Raw genomic sequence first — 24,990 nt, forward strand, 5'->3', positions numbered from 1 at the left:
ACTCATGCGTGCTTCTCCTCGAAGTCTTTCATAAAGCTGACCAGCGCTTCAACACCGTCAATAGACATGGCGTTGTAGATACTGGCACGCATACCGCCTACCGAGCGATGCCCTTTCAATGCGAGTAATCCGGCTTCCTTAGACTTTTCCAGGAACACTTTATCCAGCGCAGGATCAGCCAGGTGGAATGGCACATTCATGATAGAACGGTTCTCGGGGTGCACATTATTGCGATAAAACGACGACTCATCGATGGCTTTATATAATGTATCGGCTTTATGCTGGTTCAGACTTGCCATGGCTTCTACGCCACCCTGGGCCTTAAGCCATTTAAACACCAGACCAGCCAGGTACCAGGAGAACGTTGGCGGCGTGTTGTACATTGAGTCGTTTTTGGCCATCAGTTCGTAATCGAAGATAGACGGTGTGCTTTGACGGGCTTTGCCTACCAAATCTTCGCGGACGATCACTACGGATAAACCAGAAGGACCAATGTTCTTCTGCGCGCCTGCGTAGATGATGCCATATTTGCTGACATCTACGGGACGAGACAAAATGTTAGATGACATATCGGCTACCAGTGGTACATCGCCTGCTTCAGGCAGCCAATCAAACGCGATACCGTCTACCGTTTCATTAGGGCAAAAATGCAAGTAGGCCGCGCTTTGATCGATATCGGCAGCCGCTGGCTTAGCCATGTACTGAAAGCCATTGTGCTCAGTCACTTCGCCAATAACCTTTGCATTATTGTATTTAGCAGCCTCAGCAACCGCTCCCTTTGACCACGAGCCACTCACCAGATGCAGCGAGGTATCATCCTGCGTAGAGATATTCAGTGGTACCGCTGCAAACTGGCCACGACCGCCGCCTTGCAAAAACAAAACTTTGAAGTTTTCCGGTACGTTCATCAGATCGCGCAGATCCTGTTCGGCTTGCGCTGCAATCTCGATAAAGTCTGCGCCACGGTGGCTGACTTCCATCACAGAACAACCGCTGTCACGCCAGTTGATAAATTCCTGTTGAGCCTGCGCCATAACAGCTGCAGGTAACATTGCCGGACCAGCACTAAAATTGAATACGTTTTTCATGAGCTTCTTAAAGTTATTAGGAAATATCAATCTGCCCGTCTTTGCGAGCGACCAGGCCCTGTAAGGTTAGCGGATTGATATTTTCATACACTAAAAAACAAGCGGCAATCAGAGCCGCTTGTATGCTTTTTGTATCCTTTTACGCAGGATTATTCGTCTGTCGTTGGCTCATCAGCGCCGTCTTGTGCGGCGTTTGTTTCGACGGTTTCAGCTTCACCGTCTTCTGTTTCTATCAGCTCAGCGTCATCAATTTCTTCGATTCGCTGTAGCGCGACCAGGTGCTCACTGTCGCCGGTACGAATTAGTCTCACACCCTGGGTATTACGCCCAACGGTAGACACTTCACTTACCCGGGTTCTTACCAGTGTGCCGGCATCGCTGATTAGCATGATTTCGTCATTTTCGTCGACCTGAACCGCGCCGACAACCTTACCGTTACGCTCAGAGACTTTGATAGACACAACGCCCTGGGTCGCACGGCTCTTGGCCGGGTAATCGTCCAGTGGTGTACGCTTACCGTAGCCGTTTTCGGTGGCTGTAAGGATTGCGCCATCACCACGAGGCACGATGAGTGACACGACTTTCTGGTCGTCCGGCATCTTAATACCGCGAACACCCGTTGCCGTACGTCCCATTGGACGCAGTGCCAGCAGTTCTTCGCCTGTTTCCGGATCCAGTTTCACAGCACCGGTTTCAGAATCGCGCAGTTTTTCGTTAAAGCGTACTACTTTACCGGCATCAGAGAACAACATGATGTCATCATCGCCGTGAGTAATGGCTACGCCAATTAACTCATCACCTTCGTTTAGGTTAACCGCAATGATACCGCTAGAACGAGGACGAGAGTACATAGTCAGGCTGGTTTTCTTCACCACACCGGCGGCCGTTGCCATGAGTACGAATTTATCTTCTTCAAACTCTTTAATTGGCAGTATCGCAGTGATACGTTCATCGGCTTCCAATGGCAGAATGTTCACGATTGGGCGACCGCGGGCATTACGGCTGGCCAGCGGCAGCTGGTAAACTTTCAGCCAGTACAGGCGACCACGGGTCGAGAAGCACAGAATGTGATCGTGGGTATTGGCAACCAGCAGTTTTTCGATGAAATCTTCGTCTTTCATCTTCGTTGCTGATTTACCTTTACCACCACGGCGCTGGGCTTCGTACTCGGAGAGTTTCTGATACTTCACATAACCTTCGTGAGACAGGGTTACCACTACGTCTTCACGTTCGATCAGATCTTCTAAATCGATATCATGGCTGGCTGCGGTAATTTCGGTACGACGTTCGTCACCAAATTCATCGCGGATTTTTTCCAGCTCTTCACGAATAACTTCCATCAGACGTTCAGGGCTGCCCAGAATGTGTAATAACTCAGCAATAAGCTCAAGCAGCTGTCTGTACTCGTCGAGGATTTTCTCGTGTTCGAGACCGGTTAACTTATGTAAACGCAGGTCCAGGATAGCCTGTGCCTGTTGCTCGGTCAGGTAATATTTGTTATCGCGAATACCAAATTCTGGCTCTAACCAGTCAGGACGCGCCGCATCGTTACCTGCACGTTGCAGCATGTCGGCTACATTACCCAGCTCCCAGCCAGTTGCCACTAACGCTTGCTTAGCTTCAGACGGACTTGGCGAGGCTTTAATTAATTCGATTACCGGATCGATGTTAACCAGCGCAATCGCCAGACCTTCAAGGATATGGGCACGGTCGCGGGCTTTACGCAGTTCGTAAACGGTACGACGGGTAACCACTTCACGACGGTGCAGAATAAACGCCTGCAGTATTTCTTTGAGGTTAAACACCTTCGGCTGGTTGTTATCCAGCGCAACCATGTTAATACCAAACACGGTTTGCAGTTGGGTATTCGCATATAAATGGTTAAGCAGGACTTCGGCCGACTCGTTACGTTTAACTTCAACCACTATGCGCATGCCGTCTTTATCTGACTCATCACGCAGCGCTGAAACGCCTTCGATACGTTTTTCTTTTACCAGCTCAGCGATTTTCTCGATTAAGCGGGCTTTGTTTACCTGATACGGGATTTCGGTAACGATAATGGTTTCTTTACCGTTATCCTCGGTTTCAATCTCGGCGCGGGCGCGCATGTAGATTTTACCGCGACCGGTGCGGTACGCGTCCACAATCCCCTTACGACCACTGATTAATGCCGCAGTCGGGAAATCCGGACCCGGGATGTATTCCATTAACTGATCAACATCCAGTGACGGCTCGTCAATTAGGGCAATACAGCCATTAACGATTTCGGTCAGGTTGTGCGGCGGAATGTTGGTTGCCATACCCACGGCAATACCAGAAGAACCATTAACCAGTAAGTTGGGTACTTTGGTTGGCAATACATCAGGGATTTGCTCGGTACCATCGTAGTTGGGTACGAAATCTACGGTTTCTTTATCTAAGTCGGCCAGCAGTTCGTGCGCTATTTTTGCCATACGGACTTCGGTGTAACGCATCGCAGCGGCGGAGTCACCATCAACCGAACCAAAGTTACCTTGCCCGTCTACCAGCATATATCGCAACGAGAATGGTTGCGCCATACGTACGATGGTGTCGTAAACCGCAGAATCACCATGGGGGTGATATTTACCGATAACGTCACCTACCACACGGGCAGATTTTTTATAAGGCTTGTTAAAGTCGTTCTTTAACTCATTCATGGCAAACAGTACACGACGGTGTACCGGTTTTAAGCCATCACGTACGTCAGGCAGTGCGCGCCCAACGATAACGCTCATCGCATAATCCAGATACGACGTTTTTAGCTCTTCCTCTATATTAACGGGGAGAATTTCTTTGGCGTTATCAGTCATAAACTGCTTGGTCCCTTATTATAAGTTTGTCGTAATCGTCCGACATCCTGATACCCGTGCATCAGGCGCCCCTTGATCACGCATTGGGGGTCTTCTAATTAACCAATGAGTTTATCACCCAAATCTGTATTTATGTAGTATTAATGCAACGTTCCTGTGAACGATTCTGCCAAGCGTTTAATTTTTGTGCACTTGCTGCAAACTGGCGTAAATAAGCCATGTGCAGAGATTCGATTTACGGTAATGTACGGTTGTTTTTTTAATCCTACGAAATTAGCTACTAACTCTCATGACCGAAAAACAACTCAATGTAGATCAATCGGAAATCGATAAGTTTTCAGAGATTGCCGCCCACTGGTGGGATCCGGAAGGCCAGTTTAAACCGCTGCATGCTATTAATCCGTTACGCCTTTCTTATATCGAAACTCAGGCCGAGGGTGTATTTGGCAAGCGCATACTGGATGTTGGTTGCGGTGGCGGGATCCTGGCCGAATCACTGGCCGTTCGCGGCGCAGAGGTTACTGGCATCGATATGGCCAGCGCATCACTGGAGATAGCTCAGCTGCACAGTCTGGAAACCGGGGTGAAAGTAGATTATCAGTGTATTAGCGTAGAATCACTGGCTGATGAACAGCCGGGTTCCTTCGATATTGTGACCTGTATGGAAATGCTGGAACACGTACCGGATCCGGAATCTGTTATTCACGCTTGTGCACGGTTGGTAAAACCTGGTGGCAAAGTGTTTTTCTCTACGCTTAACCGCAATCTGAAGTCTTACTTAATGGGCATTGTGGCAGCCGAATATATGTTGCAATGGGTGCCCAAAGGCACCCATCAGTATCAGCGCTTTATTAAACCTTCGGAACTGATCAGAATGGCCGATCAGGCAGGATTGTTTACGCGATCTGCTACCGGATTACATTTTGATCCTTTCAATCAGGCTTTCGTCTTATCGGATCGAAACGTCGACGTCAACTACATTTTGCAATGTGAAAAATCTTGACGAGACACTAGATGTAGTGTCCACAAATAAAAGTGGGCACTATATATCGCAATTTCATAAAAATTAAATAATCCAAATAATTTGTTTTAAGCGATCGTAAAAAAAGTCAAAAGTGCTTGCATTCAGACAAATATCGCTTTGTTCAAACATAAACAGTTAGTCACTACTAACCTTTTGATGCCATTGATTTGATCGGTGAATTAAGCACCAGATATTGGGTTGCATTAAAGGCAAAACCTCACTATCTTGTGGTTATCCGATGGCAGTCTTGTTTAAAAAAACCAGCTGGGTTGGTATTTCTCAGGCGGATTAAACATTCACGGATCGAAGCGATCGCCAATGGATCCCTTCGAAATTAATAATTTAAAACAAATTGGGCAGTGCACACTTGCCCCGCGACAAGCGCTAACTGACAAACGGCCACTAAAATGAATAACAATTTATCAGTCACCAAACGCAATGGTGAACAAGAGCCCATTGATCTAGATAAAATTCACAAAGTTATTACCTGGGCAGCGAAAGGACTAAAAAACGTCTCTGTTTCACAGGTAGAAATTAAAGCCCACATTCAGTTTTATGACGGCATCAAAACCGCCGAAATTCACGAAACCCTGATCAAATCTGCGGCTGACCTTATTTCCATTGAAGCACCGGATTATCAGTATCTTGCTGCTCGCCTGGCGATTTTCCACCTGCGTAAAAAAGCCTTTGGCGAATTTGAACCGCCTAAGCTGTTTAATCATGTGGCACGCATGGTTGATATGGGTAAATACGATACTCACCTGCTGGAAGACTATTCGCCGGAAGAGTTCGCCGAAATGGACAGCTACATTGACCATTGGCGCGACATGAATTTTAGTTACGCAGCCGTAAAACAGCTGGAAGGTAAATACCTGGTACAAAACCGGGTTACCGGCGAAATCTATGAGAGCGCGCAGTTCCTTTACATTCTGGTAGCGGCCTGTTTATTTGCCAACTACCCGAAAGAGACCCGTTTGCAGTATGTGCGTCGTTTTTATGATGCGTCATCGACTTTCAAACTGTCGTTACCAACACCGATTATGTCTGGTGTACGTACCCCTACCCGTCAGTTCAGCTCATGCGTATTAATTGAAACCGGCGATAGTCTGGATTCCATTAATGCCACGGCCAGCGCTATTGTTAAGTATGTCAGCCAGCGTGCTGGGATTGGTGTAAATGCCGGTCGCATTCGTGCACTGGGCAGCCCAATCCGTGGCGGCGAAGCATTCCACACCGGTTGCATTCCTTTTTACAAATACTTCCAGACAGCGGTTAAAAGCTGCTCTCAGGGTGGTGTTCGTGGTGGCGCAGCGACTTTATTCTACCCGCTGTGGCATCTGGAAGTTGAATCACTGCTGGTACTGAAAAACAACCGTGGTGTAGAAGAAAACCGCGTTCGTCACCTGGATTACGGTGTACAATTCAACAAGCTGATGTATCAGCGCATGATGAAAGACGATTACATCACGCTGTTCAGCCCATCAGATGTACCTGGCCTGTACGACGCCTTCTTTGCCGACCAGCCTAAATTTGAAGAGCTGTACGTTAAGTACGAGCAGGACGAATCTATTCGCAAGAAGCGCATTAAAGCGATGGAATTGTTTGGTTTGTTTATGCAGGAACGTGCGAGCACTGGTCGTATCTATCTGCAAAACGTGGATCACTGTAATACCCATAGCCCGTTTGATCCTAAGGTAGCACCGGTTCGTCAGAGCAACCTGTGTCTGGAAATTGCGTTACCGACCAAGCCGCTTGAGCACGTTAACGACGAGAACGGCGAAATTGCCCTGTGTACGCTTTCGGCCTTTAACTTAGGTGCAATTCAGTCGCTGGACGAGTTTGAAGAACTGTCGGATCTGGCCGTTCGCGCACTGGACAGCCTGCTGGATTATCAGGACTACCCGGTACCAGCTGCTTACAATGCCACCATGAACCGCCGTACCCTGGGTATAGGCGTGATTAACTTTGCCTACTATCTGGCTAAGAATGGCGTTAAGTACTCTGACTTTAGTGCCAACAGCCTGGTCCATAAAACCTTTGAAGCCATGCAGTATCATCTGCTTAAGGCATCAAACAATCTGGCTAAAGAAAAAGGCGCCTGTCCTAAATTTAACGAGACTACGTATTCACAAGGCGTGCTGCCCATTGATACGTACAAAAAAGACCTCGACGCTATCTGCAACGAACCGCTGCATTTAGACTGGGAAGGACTGCGTAAAGACATCGTTGAATATGGCCTGCGTAACTCAACTCTGTCGGCGTTAATGCCATCAGAGACCTCGTCACAAATTTCTAATGCGACGAACGGTATTGAACCACCTCGTGGTCACATCAGTATCAAGTCAAGTAAAGACGGTGTGCTTAAGCAGGTTGTGCCAGAGTATGAGCGTCTGAAGGAACAGTACGAGCTGTTGTGGGATATCCCGTCAAATGACGGTTACCTGCAACTGTGCGGCATTATGCAGAAGTTTGTTGATCAGACAATCTCGGCTAACACCAGCTACAACCCGTCTAAGTACGAAAACGGCAAAGTGCCTATGCGCTTGCTGTTAAAAGACCTATTAACCGCGTACAAGCTGGGGGTAAAAACCCTGTATTACCATAACACCCGTGATGGTGCGGCCGATGCGCCGGTTGAAACTACCTCAGCCGCTGCGGTTAAACCTGCTGCTCAGGAAGTCGTTATTGAAGAAGACGACGACTGCGCCGGCGGTGCTTGTAAAATATAATAATTGCTTATTTGCCCGGCGTCAGCCGGGCAACTTATTGCGCTAGCGAAGTGATAATAAAATATGAAATACACCACGTTTAATCAGCAAAATGTGAATCAGCTCGATGAGCCGATGTTTTTTGGAAATCCGGTTAACGTAGCTCGTTACGACCAACAAAAACACTCAATTTTTGAAAAACTTATCGAAAAGCAAATCAGCTTTTTCTGGCGTCCGGAAGAAGTGGATGTGACCCGTGACCGGGTGGATTTTCAAAAACTGACTGATTCAGAAAAGCACATTTTCATCTCTAACCTGAAATACCAGACACTGCTGGATTCAGTACAGGGTCGCAGCCCTAATATCGCGTTCTTACCGATTATTTCGCTGCCTGAGCTGGAAACCTGGGTTGAGACCTGGTCGTTTTTCGAAACCATTCACTCGCGTTCTTACACACACATTCTGCGTAACCTGTTTACCGATCCCAGTTCGATTTTTGAAGATATCGTGGTCAACGACGAAATTAAGCGTCGTGCTACCGATATTTCAAAATATTATGACGATCTGATTTACGCCACTCAGCTATGGCAAACCCAGGGCGAAGGCATGTATACCAATGAGGGCCAGCCCTATCCGGTTAACATGCGTGAGCTTAAGAAAAAGCTGTTTTTGTGCATGAACTCGGTTAACGCACTGGAAGCCATTCGTTTTTACGTTTCGTTTGCCTGTACTTTTGCATTTGCCGAGCGCGAACTGATGGAAGGTAACTCAAAAATCATTCGTCTGATTGCCCGTGATGAAAACCTGCACTTAACCTCTACCCAACATATTCTGAATTTGTGGGCCAAGGGTAAAGATGATCCGGAGATGGCTGAGATTGCTGAAGAGTGCGCCGAAGAAGCTAAGCAAATCTTTATGAAAGCCGTAGAGCAGGAAAAACAATGGGCAGAATACCTGTTCCAGCACGGTTCCATGATTGGTTTGAATAAAGAAATTCTGTGTCAGTATGTAGAATATATCGCTAACCAGCGTATGGCCGTTATTGGTATGGGCCAGCCTTACGAAGTAACCAGCAACCCGCTACCATGGATGAACAATTACCTGATCTCCGATAATGTTCAGGTTGCGCCACAGGAATCCGAAATCAGCTCTTATCTGGTGGGTCAGATTGACTCAGCCGTAAGTGAAGACGACTTCGCCGATTTCGAACTCTAACAACAGGCAATGACCGACCGCGATAACACCTACCGTATCGACATTGTCGATACGGTAACGGTGACCGCATCACCCGATAAAACGCTGCTGGAAAGCCTTGAATCTCACAGGATTGACGTGCAATACCATTGCCGCGAAGGGTTTTGTGGCGCCTGTCGCACCACCCTGCTGGAAGGTGACGTTGAGTACACCACAGATCCACTTGCGTTTATGGATGATAATGAAATCCTGCCATGTTGCTGTAAGCCAAGTTCTCATCTTAAAATAAAAATTAATTTTTGAAATTCCAGACACTTATTACTTACTAATTAAGCTTTTTAACAGCGATTTCAATTCCTTCAATTAACGACTTCATAGCATCAGTTCCCCCGTCCATGTTATCGAACAACACTGGAACTGAATTGCCTGTCTTCGCTGATTTTAAATACCAGCCAGCCGCACTATCCGTCTCGTTATACTGAAACCATAACAAATAGTCCTCATTATCTGTTGAAGATAAATGCGGGGTATCGCTGCGCGCTTCATTAACCGATTTAAACAAATTATGTTTACGCAGAGCTTCAACAACCACATGTTGCCCGGAATAAACAATCTGTTCCAGATAGCTCAGTTGAGTCTCTCCGGGCGTTGGCCCGGAGGTAATAAACCCTTTGGCTTTTGTGAGTGACGGTGATGGCAACACCACTTTAAGACTTGAGCTCAATGGCGTTTTCGATTCAGTCATCGCAGCAACAATTTGGTCGTTAAAACTGTCACTGGCCGCTATCGCTGCAGCTGGCGTTGAATAAGAGACGCCATTGAAAGTATAACTGGTTGTCTGACAGGCAATTAGAGTAAGAACTACCCCTAAAAGACAGTACTTTTTCATGTTTCAATCCTTTTAATTAATCTGTTACTGCTTATTCAGGAAAATGTTTTATGAGCCAACGTTTAAACATAAGGCTGAGTCTAGCCAGTTATTATTTGAGCTGCAATTACCCATTGCGTGGCGACAATAACAGTCACTGCTACTCTAAGCCACTCAATCATTTAAAAAGTAAACTGGGTTTCTAGCCGTTCAACAAAGATAAAGCAATTTCCGGCCGCTGGTTAGCCTGACTCAGTAACGAGTGACTGGCCTGTTGAATGATTTGGTTTTTTGCCAAGGTGGCTGTTTCGCTGGCGTAATCAGTATCCATAATTTGTGACTGTGCCGCCCGCGTGTTTTCGACACGAATCGACAGATTTCTTAAGTTGGATTGCATGGCATTTTGCACGGCACCATAACCAGCGCGCTTTTCACCAATATCATCAATAGCCTCAGACAGCGCATTCAAAGCAACTTCTGCCTGCTGCTGTGTACTTAACGATAACCCGGTGAGCCCCAAATCCGCAGCGGTGGCCGGCGTTTTGGCAATTTCGTGATAATCCTGGGGGGCATTAATGGCTGCAGACGTGGTAATTTTCACATCCTTTTCCGGATTTTCTGCAGCAAACTCAGCTTCCTGAATAGCTGCACTGGCTACACCGCCTAACCGATCCCAGGATATTTGTCCCTGATAAGCACTTCCCGAACTCTGCCCTGAAACCGCCAGTATGATATCCTGATTAGTGGTACCTGTTAACGTAATGACCTCTATAACCGTCTCGCCACTATTAATTAGACCGTCATTGTTCAGGTCTCCGTCGCCACTGTAAGTGAGTGAAGTACCAACAGCACTAGCAGCATTGATGTTACTTGCGTCGTAACTGGCTCCGGAACTAAATCCATTACTGGTAGTCAGAAAAGCCGAATCAATATTACTTAAATCAAGACCAAGATCCTGCCAGTTAAAGTCGGCCAGCGGGTCACCGGCCGCCGGTACCTCTACCCCCGCTAAATGCTCGCCGCTAGTAGAGAAAAGGTGGATATCATCATCCAAACCATAAGAATCAAAGGTAAAGCGTATATTCTCAGAGTTTGCCGGTATAAAGTAAAAATCGTTACCACTGCCGCTAAATGGCAAATTATTCACTATCTGCTGACCTGAACCCAAAGTCACATTGTCAGGTGAGTTGTTGCCAAACAGAAGGGCTGTTGGTGATAATAACGGATGGCGACCGAAGGCTTCAGTCTCGTTGGCGATTCGATCAATTTCTTTTTTTAATTGCTGAAACTCTTTGTCCAGCGCCTGACGATCGCTGTCGGAATGAATACCATTTTGCGCCTGTACAGCAAGCTGGCGCATTCGTTGAGACGCAGTGCTAACCTCATCTAACGCCCCTTCGGCAATTTGCGCGTAGCCAATACCATCATTGAGATTACGCACCACCTGACGGGTTGATATCACATCACTTTGCAGCCTATCGGCTATTTGTAATCCGGCTGCGTCATCGGCAGCGCTGTTGATGCGAAAACCAGAGGAAAGGCGCTCAAAAGACTGGTCCAGTCGAGTTGTTGACGAAAACAACTGACGTTGTATGTTAAGCGCCGACTGATTATGACCAATAAGTAATGACATCTTCCATGACTACTTCACGACTTCCTTGTATCCGTATCGGCCTGTCGTCCTTTACCTTTAGTATAGTTTTCACTTAACTTGTTGATTGAAAATAGCAATTGAACGGAATTCAAAGCTCATAAACAACCGTTTGAAGCGCTTATCTGTATTCATGATTTGCGCCACGCACTGCATGCAGCGTTATTAAGAAAGCTGTCTCATTTTACCGATACAAACACATCAACCCCTATTGGTGGCAACGACAAAGGTGAGCTTATGCATTCGGCAGTCGCTACCATTAGCACAACCGGCTCACCATAAGTATGACGTTTTTTATGATAACGGCAGGAGTGACGACAGTGTCTATGATGTTGAGAGCAAGCAGTTGTAACGATAAATTTTTCAAATATGTTAGGCTCAGATAATTTCAGTGACTTAAACCAAAGCAAATGATTTAAATAGGTAATTTTTAATTCTCTTATGAAACCTCTGACTTTCTGACTGTTTAATTTTTAAGCAGACTTGCGATTTATTGTCTATTGATATTAACTTAATGTTACAAGAAGTGGCATAGCCGCTCCTATCTCATACACAGTTTCCAGACAGTCGCGGAAGCAGAATCAGGGAAATCGCTGTCGATGGAAATCAATGGACTTGTAATCAACTTTGATGAAAATATCATCTCCTACACTTCCTCGAACAGGGTCAGTCCTAAGGTCATGGCCGTTTTAAAGCTGTTGCTGGAAAATAAAAATGAAGTAGTAACCAGGGAAACCCTTCTTGATGAGGCCTGGAGCCGGGAGTTCGTATCAGACGAACTCATTACCCGCGCCATTTCAGATTTACGACGTGCTCTGCGAGAATCACTGGGAGGTTTAGAAAAGTCAGTCGAGACTATTCCCAAAAAAGGCTACAAACTCAATTTTGACCTTCTTGAATCCATTACCCGGGAAGCATCGACTGCGACAAAAACAACTAGTCAAAACAGCAAACCAATAGCCTTTAAAATCTCCTTTAAAGCAGGCGCAATTAGCATTGTCGCATGCATAGCTCTGGGTTTAATGGCTTATTTGTTTATTACTTCTAACTGAGTTTCCTTCAGGCAAAGTCCATCTCAGTAAACTGTTTCAAAGGCAGACTGACGCGATGCCTTTACTCCAATCATGAATATTAAATCATTAACTCTTTTCCGGTTAACGAGGAACTTATCTTTCGGGTAATGTTATTTAACCGAATAAGTCATACTGTTTACTTAATATTTAAGTTGAGTTTTGAAATGTAAATATTTCAATTAATCAATTAATTAGCGTACTTAATATACAAAGTTTATGGCTTTAATATGGCTAGAGTCGAGCATATCCTAATACCCTTATCAAACAAAAATTGCCCCGTTTTTTACCTGTAGTGTTTCTGAAACTTCATATTTTTTTCACTTTTTTCTCAGGAATTAGGATGCGCCAGTAAATATATTAGAGCTGTAGCTTGTGTTTCTGTTAACAATGGATGAGCACTATGGATTGCGCTTAGAAATACATGAGGCAAATAAAACGTAAAGACTTAACAGTATCAGTTTAAACAACGAAAATCACTATTCGTATCAAACAGGGAGTGCTAATTAATGAAATTTCACCTTCGCCCAATTGTTACCATTTTTATGTGCGTGATATTTGCAGGCAAATTAAACGCTGAAGAAATCGTATCCACCTCCACATCCCCAACAATCACAAGTATCGGCAATGCAACAACCGATCAGCTCGCCTCGCGTTCAGCTTCGAAAGCTGAACGCGTGGTATTTGAACTCCATCAGGAAAAGCGGGTTGGTTTTCAGTGTAAAGACTCTTACGGAATGATTTTGTATGAACTGATGGCATATCTTTCAGGAACACCAACACCTGATGTCAGCTGTGCCAATCTAACGGCTCAGCGATAAACCCATTACGGATTGATAAACCATTAGTGGTTAGTCAGGCCTTGTGTTGTTTTATCCATATCACCAGTGCCACACCGCCGAGCACAAGACCTGAGCTCAGTGCAATTCTTAGTGTGATGGCTTCATTTAATAACAGCCAGCCAGCAATAACCGCCAGAACAGGCACCGATAGCTGCAAAGTGGCCGCTTTAATTGCGGCTATATGCGGCAATATGGAATACCAGAGCGCATAGCCCATACCAGACGCTATGGCACCTGAAGCCACCGCGTAAGCAATACCATCCCATTGCAATGTATTATCCGGCCAGAAAAAAGCAAGCAGTACCACAGCCATAGGCGTGGCGCGAATAAAATTGCCTGCGGTGGCTTCGATAGGTAATTTCGCGCCTTTTCCACGCAAAGAATACACACCCCAGGCGATGCCTGCGGTAATCATCAGCAAAGCACTGGAGAGTTGCGGCACAGCAGCATTTGGCAGCAGTAATAAAATAAGGCCAACTAACGCCAGCAGAAATCCCCCCCACTGCAAGGCGCTCATGCGTTCGCCCTTTAACAATCCCCAGCTGATCATGGTGATTTGCACCGCGCCAAACAACAGTAATGCACCGGCACCTGCGGTCATACTAATGTAAGCAAACGAAAAGCCAGCGGCATAAATAAATAAGGCCAATGCCGATATAGCGTTACCTTCCTGCAACGGTTTATGGTTACGCATAACCACCAAAAGCATTAATATCACCGCACCACTGGCTAATCGCCAGAACGTAAAGGCCGCTGGCGTAATGTCAGTTTCTACCAGCGCCATACGGCACAATAACGAGTTAGCCGCAAAGGCTGTCATTGCCAGTGCAGCCAGAAATACCAGTTTAATTAACGCCATACCGCTTCCCTAAACACCTGTTAACAGATTGTTGCGTGGTTCACCATAACCGGAATAGCGCCTTATGGCTATGCTACTGAGGTCGGTGATACCACTGTGTAAACACAGACCGGGTAAACGATAAAAATTACCCAATGTAGCAAGCGACTTAACCAATAACGACATATTCTATTAAATATCAATAGGGTAGCTTCATGTTTCGGCTGACTTGTGTAGGATGAACTAAGCTTGATGTGCAAAAAGGGACAGTTCACATAGCACGGCATTTCTCTTGAGACACAAAAAAGCAGGTTGATGATGTTAGGTATTACTTCAATTAAAAAACAAGTCACAGCGGCCTCGGGCCTCAGCCTTATTGCCGCGATTGTTCTTATGATTCTCTATGGCGTCTGGTCTGCTGATGCACTCTACGAGGAAACGTCCACCAGTATTGACGCCTATGTAAAAATCAGTGTCACCAATTCTGTTCAGCGGGTATCTTCTCAGGTGCAGGAAATCAGTACCACCATTACCAAAACGCTCGAACTCACCAAAGCCATGGCGCAGACTCAGCAATTTGTGATTGCGCAAAACATGACAAATCAGTTAGGCCGCGAGCAGATAAACGACTATCTGAAATATATGCTGGCTCAGTACAGTGACGTTATAGGTACCTATATCGTATGGGATCCTAACGCAGTGGATCAGGCTGATAACCAGTATGTTGGTGAAGGTAATCATTCCGATAACCTTGGCCAGTTTGCGCCCTACTGGACACGCGCTGCCTCGGGCAAACTTGCCGTGCGGCCCGCGTCGATGAGCAGTTTACAGGACATGTCCAAAAACGAGCGTGGCCTGCTTAAAGCAGAATGGTACTACTGCCCCAAAAATACGCAGGCTGGCTGCGTTGCCGACCCGGCAGTGTGGGAAGTACAGGGTGTCCCTACCCTGATGACGTCAGTAACCTATCCCATTATGGTTAATAATCAGTTTATCGGTCTCTCCGGTGCCGATATCTCGGTCAGTTTTATTCAGCAACTGGTAGAAGACGTTAATCGCGGCGTCTATGCAGGCCAGGGCCACATGCAAATCATCAGTTATAACGGCAGCATCGTTGCAGACAGTAATGCCCCTGAAAAAGCGGGAGAATGGGTCAATGAAGTCCTGTGGCAGCAAATCGCCACACCACTGAGGGCTGGACAGCCGGTTATAGAGATCGGCGATACGTCCACTTTTGTACTGCTACCCCTTATGGCTGGCGACAATGGTGCGCCCTGGGCGGTTAAACTCGAATTGCCCACGGCTGTGGCCATGGCCGAAGCAAATGCCCTTAAAAGTGAACTGGAGTCCCATTTTACAGATAATATTCTGTTCCAGTTGATTACCGGACTGGTGGTGGGATGTATTGGTTTTGCCGTGGTGTATTTAGTGGCATCACACATTACCCGGCCAATTCGCCAGACAACGGCCTTAGTTAAAGCGCTGTCAGACTCTGATGGCGACCTCACTCAACGTATCAAGATTAGTCAGAACAACGAATTAAAGACCCTGTCAGAAAGCCTGAATGAGTTTCTGGATAAAACCCATGGCATTATTGTTGATACCTGCCAACTGGTGATTAGCCTAAAAAGTGCAGCCAGCAACAGTGCTGAACTGTCGGGACGCACCGATGCCATCATTCACCAGCAAAAAGCACAGCTGCAGGAAGTGACGGCTTCCATGCAAGCCATGACCAGTACCACCGGCGAGGTCGCTCAACACTGCGCCGATACCTCCGCTTCGGCAGAACGGGCGCTGGATATGGTGCAGAGCTCTGCCAGTGAGTTGGGACAGACTGTATCAAGCATGGCTAACCTTAATCAAAACATGCAGCAGGCAGCCAGTAACATGGATGCCCTGGAGTCAGAAACCAAAAACATTGGTGGTATTCTGGAAGTCATTAAGAGCATTTCCGAACAAACCAACCTGCTGGCACTCAACGCAGCTATTGAGGCTGCTCGAGCAGGCGAACAAGGCCGGGGGTTTGCGGTAGTCGCTGATGAAGTCAGAAACCTCGCTGGTCGTACCCAGGAATCAGCAGAAGAAATCAGTCAGTTGATAGCTTCGCTCATCAGGCAAAGTGAGCAGGCCGTAACCACCATGCGCCAGGGCTCTGAAACCTGTGCCGCTACCATGGCAGCCGCTCAGCATTCCCAGCAACAGCTTAGTGAAGTGGTTGGCGCAGTGCGGGTTATCAACGAAGCCTCTACCTCCATTGCCCGGGCGGTAGAACAACAAAACGCGGTAGCCGGCTCCATTTCGCTAAATATCGCCAGTATTTCCGCACAGCTAAACGAAGTGTCAGACAGTTCGTCACAAAGTAATTCCCAGTCACGACTTATTGATAACTATGCCGATGATATCTCACAAAAATTAAATCGCTTTCGCTACTAAAGCTGCAGGCACAAAAAAGCCCCGTTGCAACACAACGGGGCTTTTAAACGTTTACCGGCAGTGGCGAATATTACAGTTTCAGACCCAGACGATCAGCAACTTCGATATAAGTCTCAACTACCGAGCCTAAGCCCTGACGGAAACGATCTTTATCCATTTTCTTACGGGTTTCTTTATCCCATAAGCGACAACCATCCGGCGTAAATTCATCACCCAGAACGATATTGCCTGCGCTGTCTACGCCAAACTCCAGTTTGTAGTCAACCAGCATCATGCCGCCTTCGTCAAACAGAGCTTTAAGCACATCATTCACGGCGAAAGTCAGTTCTTTCATACGCGCAACCTGAGCCGCCGTAGCCCAGCCGAAGGACTCAATGTGGTAGTCGTTTACCATTGGGTCGTGCAGTGCATCGTTTTTCAGGAAAAACTCAAATACCGGCGGGTTAAGCAGCTTACCTTCTTCAACGCCCAGACGACGTACCAGCGAACCTGCGGCAACGTTACGAACAACACACTCAACCGGGATCATATCCAGCTTTTTAACCAGTGATTCGGTGTCTGATAACAGTGATTCCAACTGCGTTGAAATACCTGCTTCTTCCAGCTTGGTCATAATAAAGTGGTTAAACTTGTTATTAACCTCGCCTTTGCGGTCTAACTGCTCGATTTTTTCACCGTCAAAAGCAGAAGTATCGTTGCGAAACAGTAAGATTAACTTGTCAGCATCATCAGTAAGATAAACAGTTTTCGCTTTACCGCGATAAAGCTCGTCGCGTTTTTCCATTATTGGTCTCGTATTAAATGTCTAAGCCATCTTCGGTCATTACCTGTTCAAAGGGTTTGAACAGATCAGCAACCTGCTTGGCGTTAAATGGTGTACTTTCTTTATCCATAAAGGTGATGGACGTTTTCGGTCCTAAGCTGGTCACCTTCAGGCGGTAGTCTTCGTAATCCAGTAACTGCGCATCGGAGGATGAAAAGATATCACTCCACCAACTTACCTGTTCATCAGTATACTGTACAAAAATCAATCCGTTTGACTTATCCAGATCTTTTACGTTGAAGCCCAGTTTACGTAATACCAGCTGAATACGTGGCCAGGCAATATCGTAGTTGGCATCCAGCACAAATGCCGGGTTACCATCGTCGTCAAAGCCCATGTCCATGTTCAGACCCTGACGAATCTGCGCAATCCGTCGGTTTGTCTCTAACTGGTTAAGGTACTCATAGTGACCAATCACCTGGTTAAGCACCATGACCTCATCACGACGTTTCTCCATGGCATTTAAATCGTTTATCGACTTGTCACCAAGGCGGTAATCCTGCAATGACGCCGTCAGCTGCGCGGTGCGGCCATGGGGTTTAAGCTCAACATTAAACCGATAACGACCCTGGCCAACAACGTTTTCCTCGTCGTCCGAAGACCAGCTAAACCAACTTGAATCTTCATCCTGGTTTACCGGGATAAGGCTCATCCAGCCGGTTACTAATTCACCCTGCGCCGGATCGAAGCTTTCCACGTTGATATTGTGCTGCTCCAGATACCCGATAAGCGAGTTCCAGATAGTTTTATTTAACGGTTCGGAGTCTTTCACCTGATCAAGCAGCACCGTCGCCCCTTTAGAGCCCTCTTCAACATGAGAGCCTTGCACCAGAGGAATAACCAGTGCCGGTGGCACTACGTGCAAATTACGGCCAATCAGGTCGGTATCAGCACCAGGCTGTAACGCAGGAATTTCGTAATCTTTAGTAAATTCTGGTGAATCCAGTTCGGTTGGCACCTGTAACTGCGTGCGCTCAGTGGACTTTAAATACGCATAACTGCCCGAGGCAGTTATGCGGTCTTGTTGGGAAGCACAAGCAGTAAGAACAAGGCTGGCAATACCGCTAACCAAAGCCAGTTTTTTATTCATAGTTATCTCTTATTCCGAAAGTAAAGCGTATTCAGTTAATAACGCTTCGATACTTTTTTGGCTCGCAAGTTCCGGCAAAACCATCGGTAAACGTAAAAATGGGCTTTTCATCTTACCCATTTTGTACAACGCCCATTTCGGCATCACCGGATTAGGCTCGATAAACAGTCGGGTATGCAGCTTTTCGATACTGGCATTTAACTCACGACAGCGGGCAAAATCACCAGCCAGTGCTGCATCACACATTTGCGCGATAGCCGCCGGGACAATATTGGCTGTTACGGAAATCACGCCATGGCCGCCTTCGCACAGAAACTCACAGGAAGAGGCATCGTCACCGCTCAACAGCACAAAATCATCATCGACCAGCGCCTGAGTCGCTTTTAACCGGGCGATATCGCCCGTTGCATCTTTAAGCCCGACGATTTTAGGATGTTTAGCCAACTCAGCAACAGTTTCAGGCAGCATATCGGCAACGGTACGTCCGGGTACATTGTATAAAATGACCGGCAGGTCGGTAGCATCAGCAATCGCTTCAAAATGCGCGATCATGCCTTTTTGCTGCGGCTTATTGTAATAAGGCACCACAGATAAAAAGCCATCAATGCCCAGACCGGCCATTTGTTCACTCAGAAAAATCGCTTCAGATGTGGAGTTTGCCCCACTGCCTGCAATCACTTTTGTGCGACCTGCGGCAGCGGCAACGGTTTGTTTAACCACTTCGATATGTTCATCAAATGGTAATGTGGCAGACTCACCAGTCGTCCCTACCGACACGATACCATGGGTACCCTGCTGGACATGAAATTCCACCAACTCCTGCAAAGCAGGATAATCGATTTGGCCGTCATCGAACATCGGGGTGACAAGCGCGACATAACTACCGGTAAACATATTCTCTCCACTTTTTGCGAGCGCACATGGTAATTGGCGCACTGCTTAAAAACAAGCATTTGAGCGAGTCTATTGCATTTTATTAACGCAAAAAGCCGGATTTTGTTTTTGTGGGCATCTATTTATTCAGCATTCGTTAAAAATGGGCGTTTTTACCCAGCCAATATTAGACTATGGAGCCATTCGACTTTAGCCGCGGCTATGTTAGAATCGCGGCCCCTTAATACGAGTCAGGTCCATGAAACAACAGTTAATTGCGGTTATTTTAGGTACTGATCAGGTGGGTATTCTCAGTGATATTGCCACCCTGGTTAGTGAATCAGATTGCAATATCCTTGACAGTCGACATGCTATCTACGGTCAGGAATTTTCGTTAACGATGATTATAGAAGGCACCCATAACGCAATTACCCGCGTGGAACTGAGTATTCCTGAGATGTGCCAGCGACGTGATCTGTTGTCCATCCTTAAACGTACTCGCGAGCACACCAAACAAAATCTAACGCATCTGTACGACGTGGAATTTAATGGTGTGGATAATCCGGGGCAAATTCAGGCCATCACCCGCTTTTTTGCCGACCAGAACGTCTCTATCAGTGCATTCCGACAAACCACAAACGTGGAGTCTGCTGGCGGGCATAAAATGATGCGTTTTAAACTGGTTGTGAACATTCCTGATGATGTCGCCATGCCGGAGTTTCGCTATAACCTGAATTTGTTGTGTCAGGTGTTGCACCTGACATCCAATATCATCGATAAACATAAGGGATAAATTAAAATATGAATACGCTTACTGCCGGTGACGCTGCACCATTATTTACTTTGCCTGATCAGGACGGTAATCCTGTAGCACTGGAATCCTTACAAGGAAAAAAAGTGCTGGTGTACTTTTATCCCAAGGCGATGACACCGGGTTGCACCGTACAGGCCCAGGGCCTGCGTGATATTCAGCACGAATTACAACAGCAAAATGTTGTGGTACTGGGTATCAGCCCGGATCCGGTTAAACGTTTGCCTAAATTTATCGAAAAAGAACAGCTCAATTTTACGCTGTTATCAGACGAAGACCACGCCGTAGCCGAAGCTTTCGGTGTGTGGGGCCTGAAGAAATTTATGGGTAAAGAGTACGACGGTATTCACCGCATCACCTTTCTCATCGACGAACAGGGTAACATCGAACAGGTGTTCAATAAGTTTAAGACTAAAGAACATCACCTGGTTATCCTCAACTACCTGAACGGCGGCGAATAATCCCCATGTGGCAGGCTTGTTAGCCTGCCATACACCGCTGACACAATTCCTTTTATTGCAATCCTGATCTACGCTGTTTACGTACCAACCCTCTCCCCCATTTGAGGAAACAGCGATGTGTGACAACTCTACCGAACAGGATATTCAAACCTTTGCCAGTAATGGCGGGCAACTAAATCGCCGGCAGTTTAATCAGTTACTTACCTTAGGTACGCTTGGCGCGGTCATGCCACAGTTTGCGCTGGCTGATACCACCCTGATTAATCGGGAAGTCGCGGTTTCCACGCCCGATGGCAAAGCGGACTGTTTGTTTACCTGTCCCAAAACCGGCACTCATCCGGCGGTCATTATCTGGCCAGACATCAAAGGGCGAAGAGCCGCTTTTGATATTATGGGGCAGCGTCTGGCTGCACAGGGTTATGCCGTGCTGGTGGTCAACCCTTTTTATCGTGATATCAGCGGCGCCGCATTACCAGAACAAGTCCAGTTTCCTTCGCCCAAAGCCTGGGAAATCCTTTCGCCGATGCGAGCAAAGTTAACGCAGGAAGCGGTTGTTAGCGATGCTTCGGCCTTTTTCGCTTTTATGGATGCTCAGGGCGAGGTTGACTCATCACGTCAGGGTGCGCTGATGGGCTATTGTATGAGCGGTTCTTTTACCATGTTTGCTGCAGCAGCGCTGCCCAAACGGGTGGGTGCTATCGCCAGCTTTCATGGTGGTGGCCTGGCTACCGACAAACCGGACAGCCCACATCTGACTATTGCACAGTCCGATGCCCTGGCACTCCATGCGATTGCCGGGAATGACAATGAGCGCTCACCGCAAATGCACCCCATGCTGGTTAAAGCCTATCAGCAAGCCGGGCTGACTGCCCGTATTGAAGTTTATCCGGGTACCTTACATGGCTGGACACCACCAGACTCCAAAGTCTACAACGAGCAGCAGGCGGAGCTCGCCTGGCAGCGCACGCTGGCACTGTTTAAACAGGCGCTTTAGCTGGCTTTAAATAAGATAAACCGGTCAGTATCTGGCTGACCGGTGACAGGTATGGCTAAGCTTGTTCAGATTTGCCGTTAAGATGCTCGGGTGAAGAAGACCACGCGGTGACAACCGCTTTCACCAACGTTGCCAGAGGGATGGCAAAAAACACCCCCCAAAAGCCCCATAAGCCACCAAAAAACAGCACCGCAATAATGATATACAAGGGATGCAGACTGACCGCCTCAGAAAATAAAATAGGCACCAGTAAATTACCGTCGAGCGCCTGAATGATCCCATAGGCGATCATCAGGTACCAAAACTCCGGCGAAATCCCCCACTGAAACATGGCAACCACCGCTACCGGAATGGTCACTACCGCCGCACCGATATAAGGAATTAGCACCGAGAGTCCAACCAGTACGCCCAGCAATAGTGAGTAACGTAAATCCATGATGGCAAAGGTGATGCAGGACACTGCGCCGACAATCAGAATTTCTATCACCTTACCGCGAATATAGTTGGCAATCTGAACGTTCATTTCATTGCCTACCTGGGCAATTAAACGGCGCTCTTTAGGCAGGATACGGGAGATGCTAGCAGTGAAATACAGCTTATCCTTAAGCATAAAAAACACCATCAGCGGCACCAGAATAAAATAGATTAACAGCGCCGCAACACTGGTGATTGAGCCAATTGAGGCAGACAGCGCTTGCTCACCAAAATCGACCAGGCGTTGATTAGCGCCTTCCATCATTTCGTAAATATGAGAAAACTGAACATACTCAGGGTATTTATCGGGCAAGGTTAATAACCAGCCCTGGGCATTTTGCCAGATGGTGGGTAACTCCTGTGCCAGACTGACGCTCTGCTTGGTTACCACCGGCACCAGGCCTACGGTCATAAATACCATGATCAGAATAAAACAAATCAACACCAGCGCCACTGCCGGCGAGCGGCCTAAGCCCAAACGGTTAAGCTGTGTCACCGGCCAGTCGAGCAAATAAGCTATCACCGCCGCCACGATAACCGGCATCAGCATATCGCCCCACAGCAGTAACAAAGCACTGGTGATTAAAATTAAAATCAACAGCATAGCGGCGTCTGGGTCAGAAAACTTTCGTTGGTACCAGCGTCCAAAAACACTAAACATTCATCATTCCTTACGGATTTTTTGCACGACAATCACAAAAAACGTGTTACCGGCACGCACTGATATGGCGCGTTACTATACCGACAAAGTATTGAATTGTAACGCATAGAACTTGCACCCGGTCTGGCCTTATGGTGTGATCAGACGAGTGTGATTTTAAGAAACGTGATTATTTTAGCAAATTCATGGAACTGAATGCTGTCAGATTGTCGTATTAATAGCAGTATCAGTCTTTAACAGAGGAAAAATGAGACAAGTTTTTCGATCCGGTATCCTCGGCTTAACCCTCAGCATCACCACCATGCTGGGGTCGGCATCTGTGTTTGCCCAGGCCGTTGGAAACGATAAAAATGCCCTGCCGGACATTGGCGTTGTCGCCTCTGAAGTGCTCACGCTGGACAAGGAAATGCTGATTGGCGATGCAATCATGCGGCAAATGCGCGGTCAGGCACCGGTAATAGATGATCCGGTGTTAACTGAATACCTGCAGGATTTGGGTAATCGTCTGGTTCTGCAGGCCGACAATACAAAATTTCCCTTTGAGTTTTTTCTGATTAACAATTCAGTGATGAACGCCTTTGCTTTTTATGGCGGACACGTAGGCGTGCATTCGGGTATCCTGACGCGCGCCGACACCGAAAGTGAGGTTGCCTCGGTACTGGCTCACGAAATCACCCACGTTACCCAGCGTCATCTGGCTCGCCGCGCTTTGTCGCAGCAACGCAGTTCGCCTATTCAAATCGCGTCAATGATTGGCGGCATCTTGCTGGCTATGGCTAACCCGCAGGCGGGTATTGCAGCAATGCAAACCTCAGCCGCAATGGCCAGTCAGCTTAACATTGACTATACCCGTTCAAACGAACAGGAAGCTGACCGCATTGGCATTGATATTCTGTACCGGGCGGGATTTGACCCCACCGCTTCGTCCACCTTTTTTGGCAAAATGGCCCAGGAATACCGTAACAGCTCGCGCCCGCCAGAAAGGCTGTTAACTCACCCCTTAACAGAAAAACGGATAGCCGATGCCCGTAATCGTATGGGGCGTTATCCGGAAGTGCGTTTACCCCCTAGCCTGCCGTTTAATCTGGCTAAAGCCAGGTTACTGGCACGCTACCAGTTTGAGCCTGAATACGCGCTGGAACATTTTAAAGCGGTAGTAGAAACCAACAGTTTTGCGATAAAAGAAGCCGGGCTGTACGGGTTGGCTATCGCCTATTTTGCTAACGAAGACTATGCTAATGCTCAGCAAATTAACGATAAATTGCTGGCCAGCGATCCCAATAATCTATTTTATGTGGATCTGGCCACCGATATCGATATTGCCACTGGCCACGCCGCCGAAGCAGAGCAAATGCTGCGGGCACAATTAAACCACAAGCCGCGTAACAGTGTGGTGGTTCTGAACCTGGCCAGTGCCCAGATGGCGCAAAAGAAAAACGAAGAGGCCATCGAGCTGATTCGGGATTATTTGTTGGTCCATCCGGATGATCAGCTGGCTTATCAATTGCTTTCAGATGCCTACAAAGCGAATAAATCCTTTAAAGGCATGTATCAGAGTAAGGCCGAACTACTGGCCCTTTACGGCGCTTATCCGAATGCCATAGACGAGCTGCAGCACGCCTACAACTATACCGGTGATGATTATCTCGAAAAGCAGCGTATCCGGGCGCGGATCCAACAATTTCGTGACGAACAGGAAAAACTAAAGCACTTTTGAGCGGCTTTCAGCCAACGCGGTGTTTAGCCTTTCCCGGGTGACTTCGCCGCGAATGGTTGTCACCACTTCCCCGTCTGGCGCGACAATGTAAGTCGTTGGCAGTACTATCGGCATGTCTACCGGCAGGCTGCTTTTAGCAACAGACTGCACAACCGGGAAAGCTATCTGCTGGCGGGAAATCACGCCCAGAAGCTGCTCGTTATCCAGTTCATCAAAGCTAACACCAAGCACCCTCACCTCGCCACTGGCGTAAAACGCATTGAGTTCGGGAATTTCCCGCAAACAAGGCAAACACCATTCGGCAAAAAAATTGACTACTGTCCACTTATCATCCTGCCAGTGAAATGGCGCACCTTCTACCGTTTCAACTGACAATGGCTGCATCGTTCTGAATCCAATGCCAGCAGCCAGCGCTAATGCCCCGGCCAACACCATAACAACGACACGTAAAGATCCACGTTGCGACGTAATTCGTTTATACTCTGCGACAATTTTCAAATCGTTTAACCTGATAATCTGATGCTCTGGGTAACAATCCC

21 protein-coding genes are annotated in these 24,990 nt (G+C 47.2%); 11 read left to right on the forward strand and 10 right to left on the reverse strand.

The features are described from left to right. Positions 1 to 2: 2 nt before the first annotated feature. Positions 3 to 1,088 carry a 3-phosphoserine/phosphohydroxythreonine transaminase gene (gene serC, locus BFC17_RS09470; protein ID WP_070176182.1) on the reverse strand — a complete coding sequence of 362 codons (1,086 nt, stop codon included), beginning with the start codon at positions 1,086 to 1,088 and terminating at the stop codon, positions 3 to 5. 149 nt (positions 1,089 to 1,237) lie between these two features. Then, positions 1,238 to 3,919, reverse strand: a complete 2,682-nt coding sequence (gene gyrA / locus BFC17_RS09475; protein WP_070176183.1) for a DNA topoisomerase (ATP-hydrolyzing) subunit A — start codon at positions 3,917 to 3,919, stop codon at positions 1,238 to 1,240. A gap of 289 nt (positions 3,920 to 4,208) precedes the next feature. On the opposite strand from gyrA, the gene ubiG reads away from it, so the two are divergent. From ubiG to yfaE, 4 genes are all read left to right on the forward strand, one after another. Further along, positions 4,209 to 4,922 (forward strand): bifunctional 2-polyprenyl-6-hydroxyphenol methylase/3-demethylubiquinol 3-O-methyltransferase UbiG, encoded by a 714-nt coding sequence (gene ubiG / locus BFC17_RS09480; RefSeq protein ID WP_070176184.1) that lies wholly within the window; start codon positions 4,209 to 4,211, stop codon positions 4,920 to 4,922. Positions 4,923 to 5,350: 428 nt separating this feature from the next. After that, a complete protein-coding gene (gene nrdA / locus BFC17_RS09485; protein ID WP_070176185.1) occupies positions 5,351 to 7,672 on the forward strand; it encodes a class 1a ribonucleoside-diphosphate reductase subunit alpha in 2,322 nt (773 codons plus the stop codon). Positions 7,673 to 7,735: 63 nt separating this feature from the next. Then, the gene (gene nrdB, locus BFC17_RS09490) at positions 7,736 to 8,866 is read left to right on the forward strand and encodes a class Ia ribonucleoside-diphosphate reductase subunit beta (protein ID WP_070176186.1); all 1,131 of its coding nucleotides are present in this window, start codon (positions 7,736 to 7,738) and stop codon (positions 8,864 to 8,866) included. Positions 8,867 to 8,875: 9 nt separating this feature from the next. Further along, positions 8,876 to 9,148, forward strand: a complete 273-nt coding sequence (gene yfaE / locus BFC17_RS09495) for a class I ribonucleotide reductase maintenance protein YfaE (RefSeq protein ID WP_070176187.1) — start codon at positions 8,876 to 8,878, stop codon at positions 9,146 to 9,148. Positions 9,149 to 9,170: 22 nt separating this feature from the next. Here the strand turns inward: yfaE and BFC17_RS09500 are convergent, their stop codons facing one another. Continuing rightward, complete coding sequence (locus tag BFC17_RS09500; RefSeq protein WP_070176188.1) at positions 9,171 to 9,734, reverse strand: hypothetical protein; 564 nt, start codon at positions 9,732 to 9,734, stop codon at positions 9,171 to 9,173. 181 nt (positions 9,735 to 9,915) lie between these two features. Further along, positions 9,916 to 11,346 (reverse strand): flagellin N-terminal helical domain-containing protein, encoded by a 1,431-nt coding sequence (locus tag BFC17_RS09505; RefSeq protein ID WP_070176189.1) that lies wholly within the window; start codon positions 11,344 to 11,346, stop codon positions 9,916 to 9,918. A 617-nt stretch (positions 11,347 to 11,963) separates the two neighbouring features. Between BFC17_RS09505 and BFC17_RS09510 the strand changes: the two genes are divergently transcribed. Then, positions 11,964 to 12,416: a winged helix-turn-helix domain-containing protein gene (locus BFC17_RS09510; protein WP_070176190.1), complete on the forward strand. Its 453-nt coding sequence runs from the start codon at positions 11,964 to 11,966 to the stop codon at positions 12,414 to 12,416. A gap of 527 nt (positions 12,417 to 12,943) precedes the next feature. After that, entirely contained in the window at positions 12,944 to 13,255 is a 312-nt protein-coding gene (locus tag BFC17_RS09515) for a hypothetical protein (RefSeq protein WP_070176191.1), read from the forward strand. Positions 13,256 to 13,289: 34 nt separating this feature from the next. Here the strand turns inward: BFC17_RS09515 and BFC17_RS09520 are convergent, their stop codons facing one another. Beyond that, positions 13,290 to 14,135: a DMT family transporter gene (locus tag BFC17_RS09520; protein WP_070176192.1), complete on the reverse strand. Its 846-nt coding sequence runs from the start codon at positions 14,133 to 14,135 to the stop codon at positions 13,290 to 13,292. Positions 14,136 to 14,429: 294 nt separating this feature from the next. On the opposite strand from BFC17_RS09520, the gene BFC17_RS09525 reads away from it, so the two are divergent. Beyond that, on the forward strand, positions 14,430 to 16,547 hold the full coding sequence (locus BFC17_RS09525) for a methyl-accepting chemotaxis protein (RefSeq protein WP_083271661.1): 2,118 nt from the start codon (positions 14,430 to 14,432) through the stop codon (positions 16,545 to 16,547). Positions 16,548 to 16,617: 70 nt separating this feature from the next. Here the strand turns inward: BFC17_RS09525 and purC are convergent, their stop codons facing one another. The 3 genes from purC to dapA are packed head-to-tail and all read right to left on the reverse strand — an operon-like array spanning position 16,618 to position 19,354. Next, on the reverse strand, positions 16,618 to 17,331 hold the full coding sequence (gene purC / locus BFC17_RS09530) for a phosphoribosylaminoimidazolesuccinocarboxamide synthase (protein WP_070176194.1): 714 nt from the start codon (positions 17,329 to 17,331) through the stop codon (positions 16,618 to 16,620). Positions 17,332 to 17,344: 13 nt separating this feature from the next. Next, entirely contained in the window at positions 17,345 to 18,460 is a 1,116-nt protein-coding gene (bamC, locus tag BFC17_RS09535; protein ID WP_070176195.1) for an outer membrane protein assembly factor BamC, read from the reverse strand. A 9-nt stretch (positions 18,461 to 18,469) separates the two neighbouring features. Beyond that, on the reverse strand, positions 18,470 to 19,354 hold the full coding sequence (gene dapA, locus BFC17_RS09540; RefSeq protein ID WP_070176196.1) for a 4-hydroxy-tetrahydrodipicolinate synthase: 885 nt from the start codon (positions 19,352 to 19,354) through the stop codon (positions 18,470 to 18,472). A gap of 238 nt (positions 19,355 to 19,592) precedes the next feature. Between dapA and BFC17_RS09545 the strand changes: the two genes are divergently transcribed. The 3 genes from BFC17_RS09545 (at position 19,593) to BFC17_RS09555 (ending at position 21,599) form a co-directional block, all read left to right on the forward strand. Beyond that, complete coding sequence (locus BFC17_RS09545) at positions 19,593 to 20,126, forward strand: glycine cleavage system transcriptional repressor (RefSeq protein ID WP_070176197.1); 534 nt, start codon at positions 19,593 to 19,595, stop codon at positions 20,124 to 20,126. Positions 20,127 to 20,134: 8 nt separating this feature from the next. Next, the gene (gene bcp / locus BFC17_RS09550) at positions 20,135 to 20,605 is read left to right on the forward strand and encodes a thioredoxin-dependent thiol peroxidase (RefSeq protein ID WP_070176198.1); all 471 of its coding nucleotides are present in this window, start codon (positions 20,135 to 20,137) and stop codon (positions 20,603 to 20,605) included. Positions 20,606 to 20,720: 115 nt separating this feature from the next. Beyond that, the gene (locus BFC17_RS09555) at positions 20,721 to 21,599 is read left to right on the forward strand and encodes a dienelactone hydrolase family protein (RefSeq protein ID WP_070176199.1); all 879 of its coding nucleotides are present in this window, start codon (positions 20,721 to 20,723) and stop codon (positions 21,597 to 21,599) included. A 55-nt stretch (positions 21,600 to 21,654) separates the two neighbouring features. Here BFC17_RS09555 and BFC17_RS09560 read toward each other — a convergent pair whose 3' ends face one another. Beyond that, entirely contained in the window at positions 21,655 to 22,734 is a 1,080-nt protein-coding gene (locus BFC17_RS09560; protein WP_070176200.1) for an AI-2E family transporter, read from the reverse strand. A 247-nt stretch (positions 22,735 to 22,981) separates the two neighbouring features. Here BFC17_RS09560 and bepA point away from each other — a divergent pair, with 247 nt between their 5' ends. Further along, positions 22,982 to 24,451 carry a beta-barrel assembly-enhancing protease gene (bepA, locus tag BFC17_RS09565; protein WP_070176201.1) on the forward strand — a complete coding sequence of 490 codons (1,470 nt, stop codon included), beginning with the start codon at positions 22,982 to 22,984 and terminating at the stop codon, positions 24,449 to 24,451. Here the strand turns inward: bepA and BFC17_RS09570 are convergent. Next, positions 24,437 to 24,949: a TlpA family protein disulfide reductase gene (locus BFC17_RS09570; protein WP_083271662.1), complete on the reverse strand. Its 513-nt coding sequence runs from the start codon at positions 24,947 to 24,949 to the stop codon at positions 24,437 to 24,439. The two genes, bepA and BFC17_RS09570, sit on opposite strands and share 15 nt — an antisense overlap. Between the last annotated feature and the right edge of the window lie 41 nt (positions 24,950 to 24,990).

The organism is Marisediminitalea lipolytica, from assembly GCF_001758465.1.
Taxonomy (GTDB): domain Bacteria; phylum Pseudomonadota; class Gammaproteobacteria; order Enterobacterales; family Alteromonadaceae; genus Alteromonas; species Alteromonas lipolytica.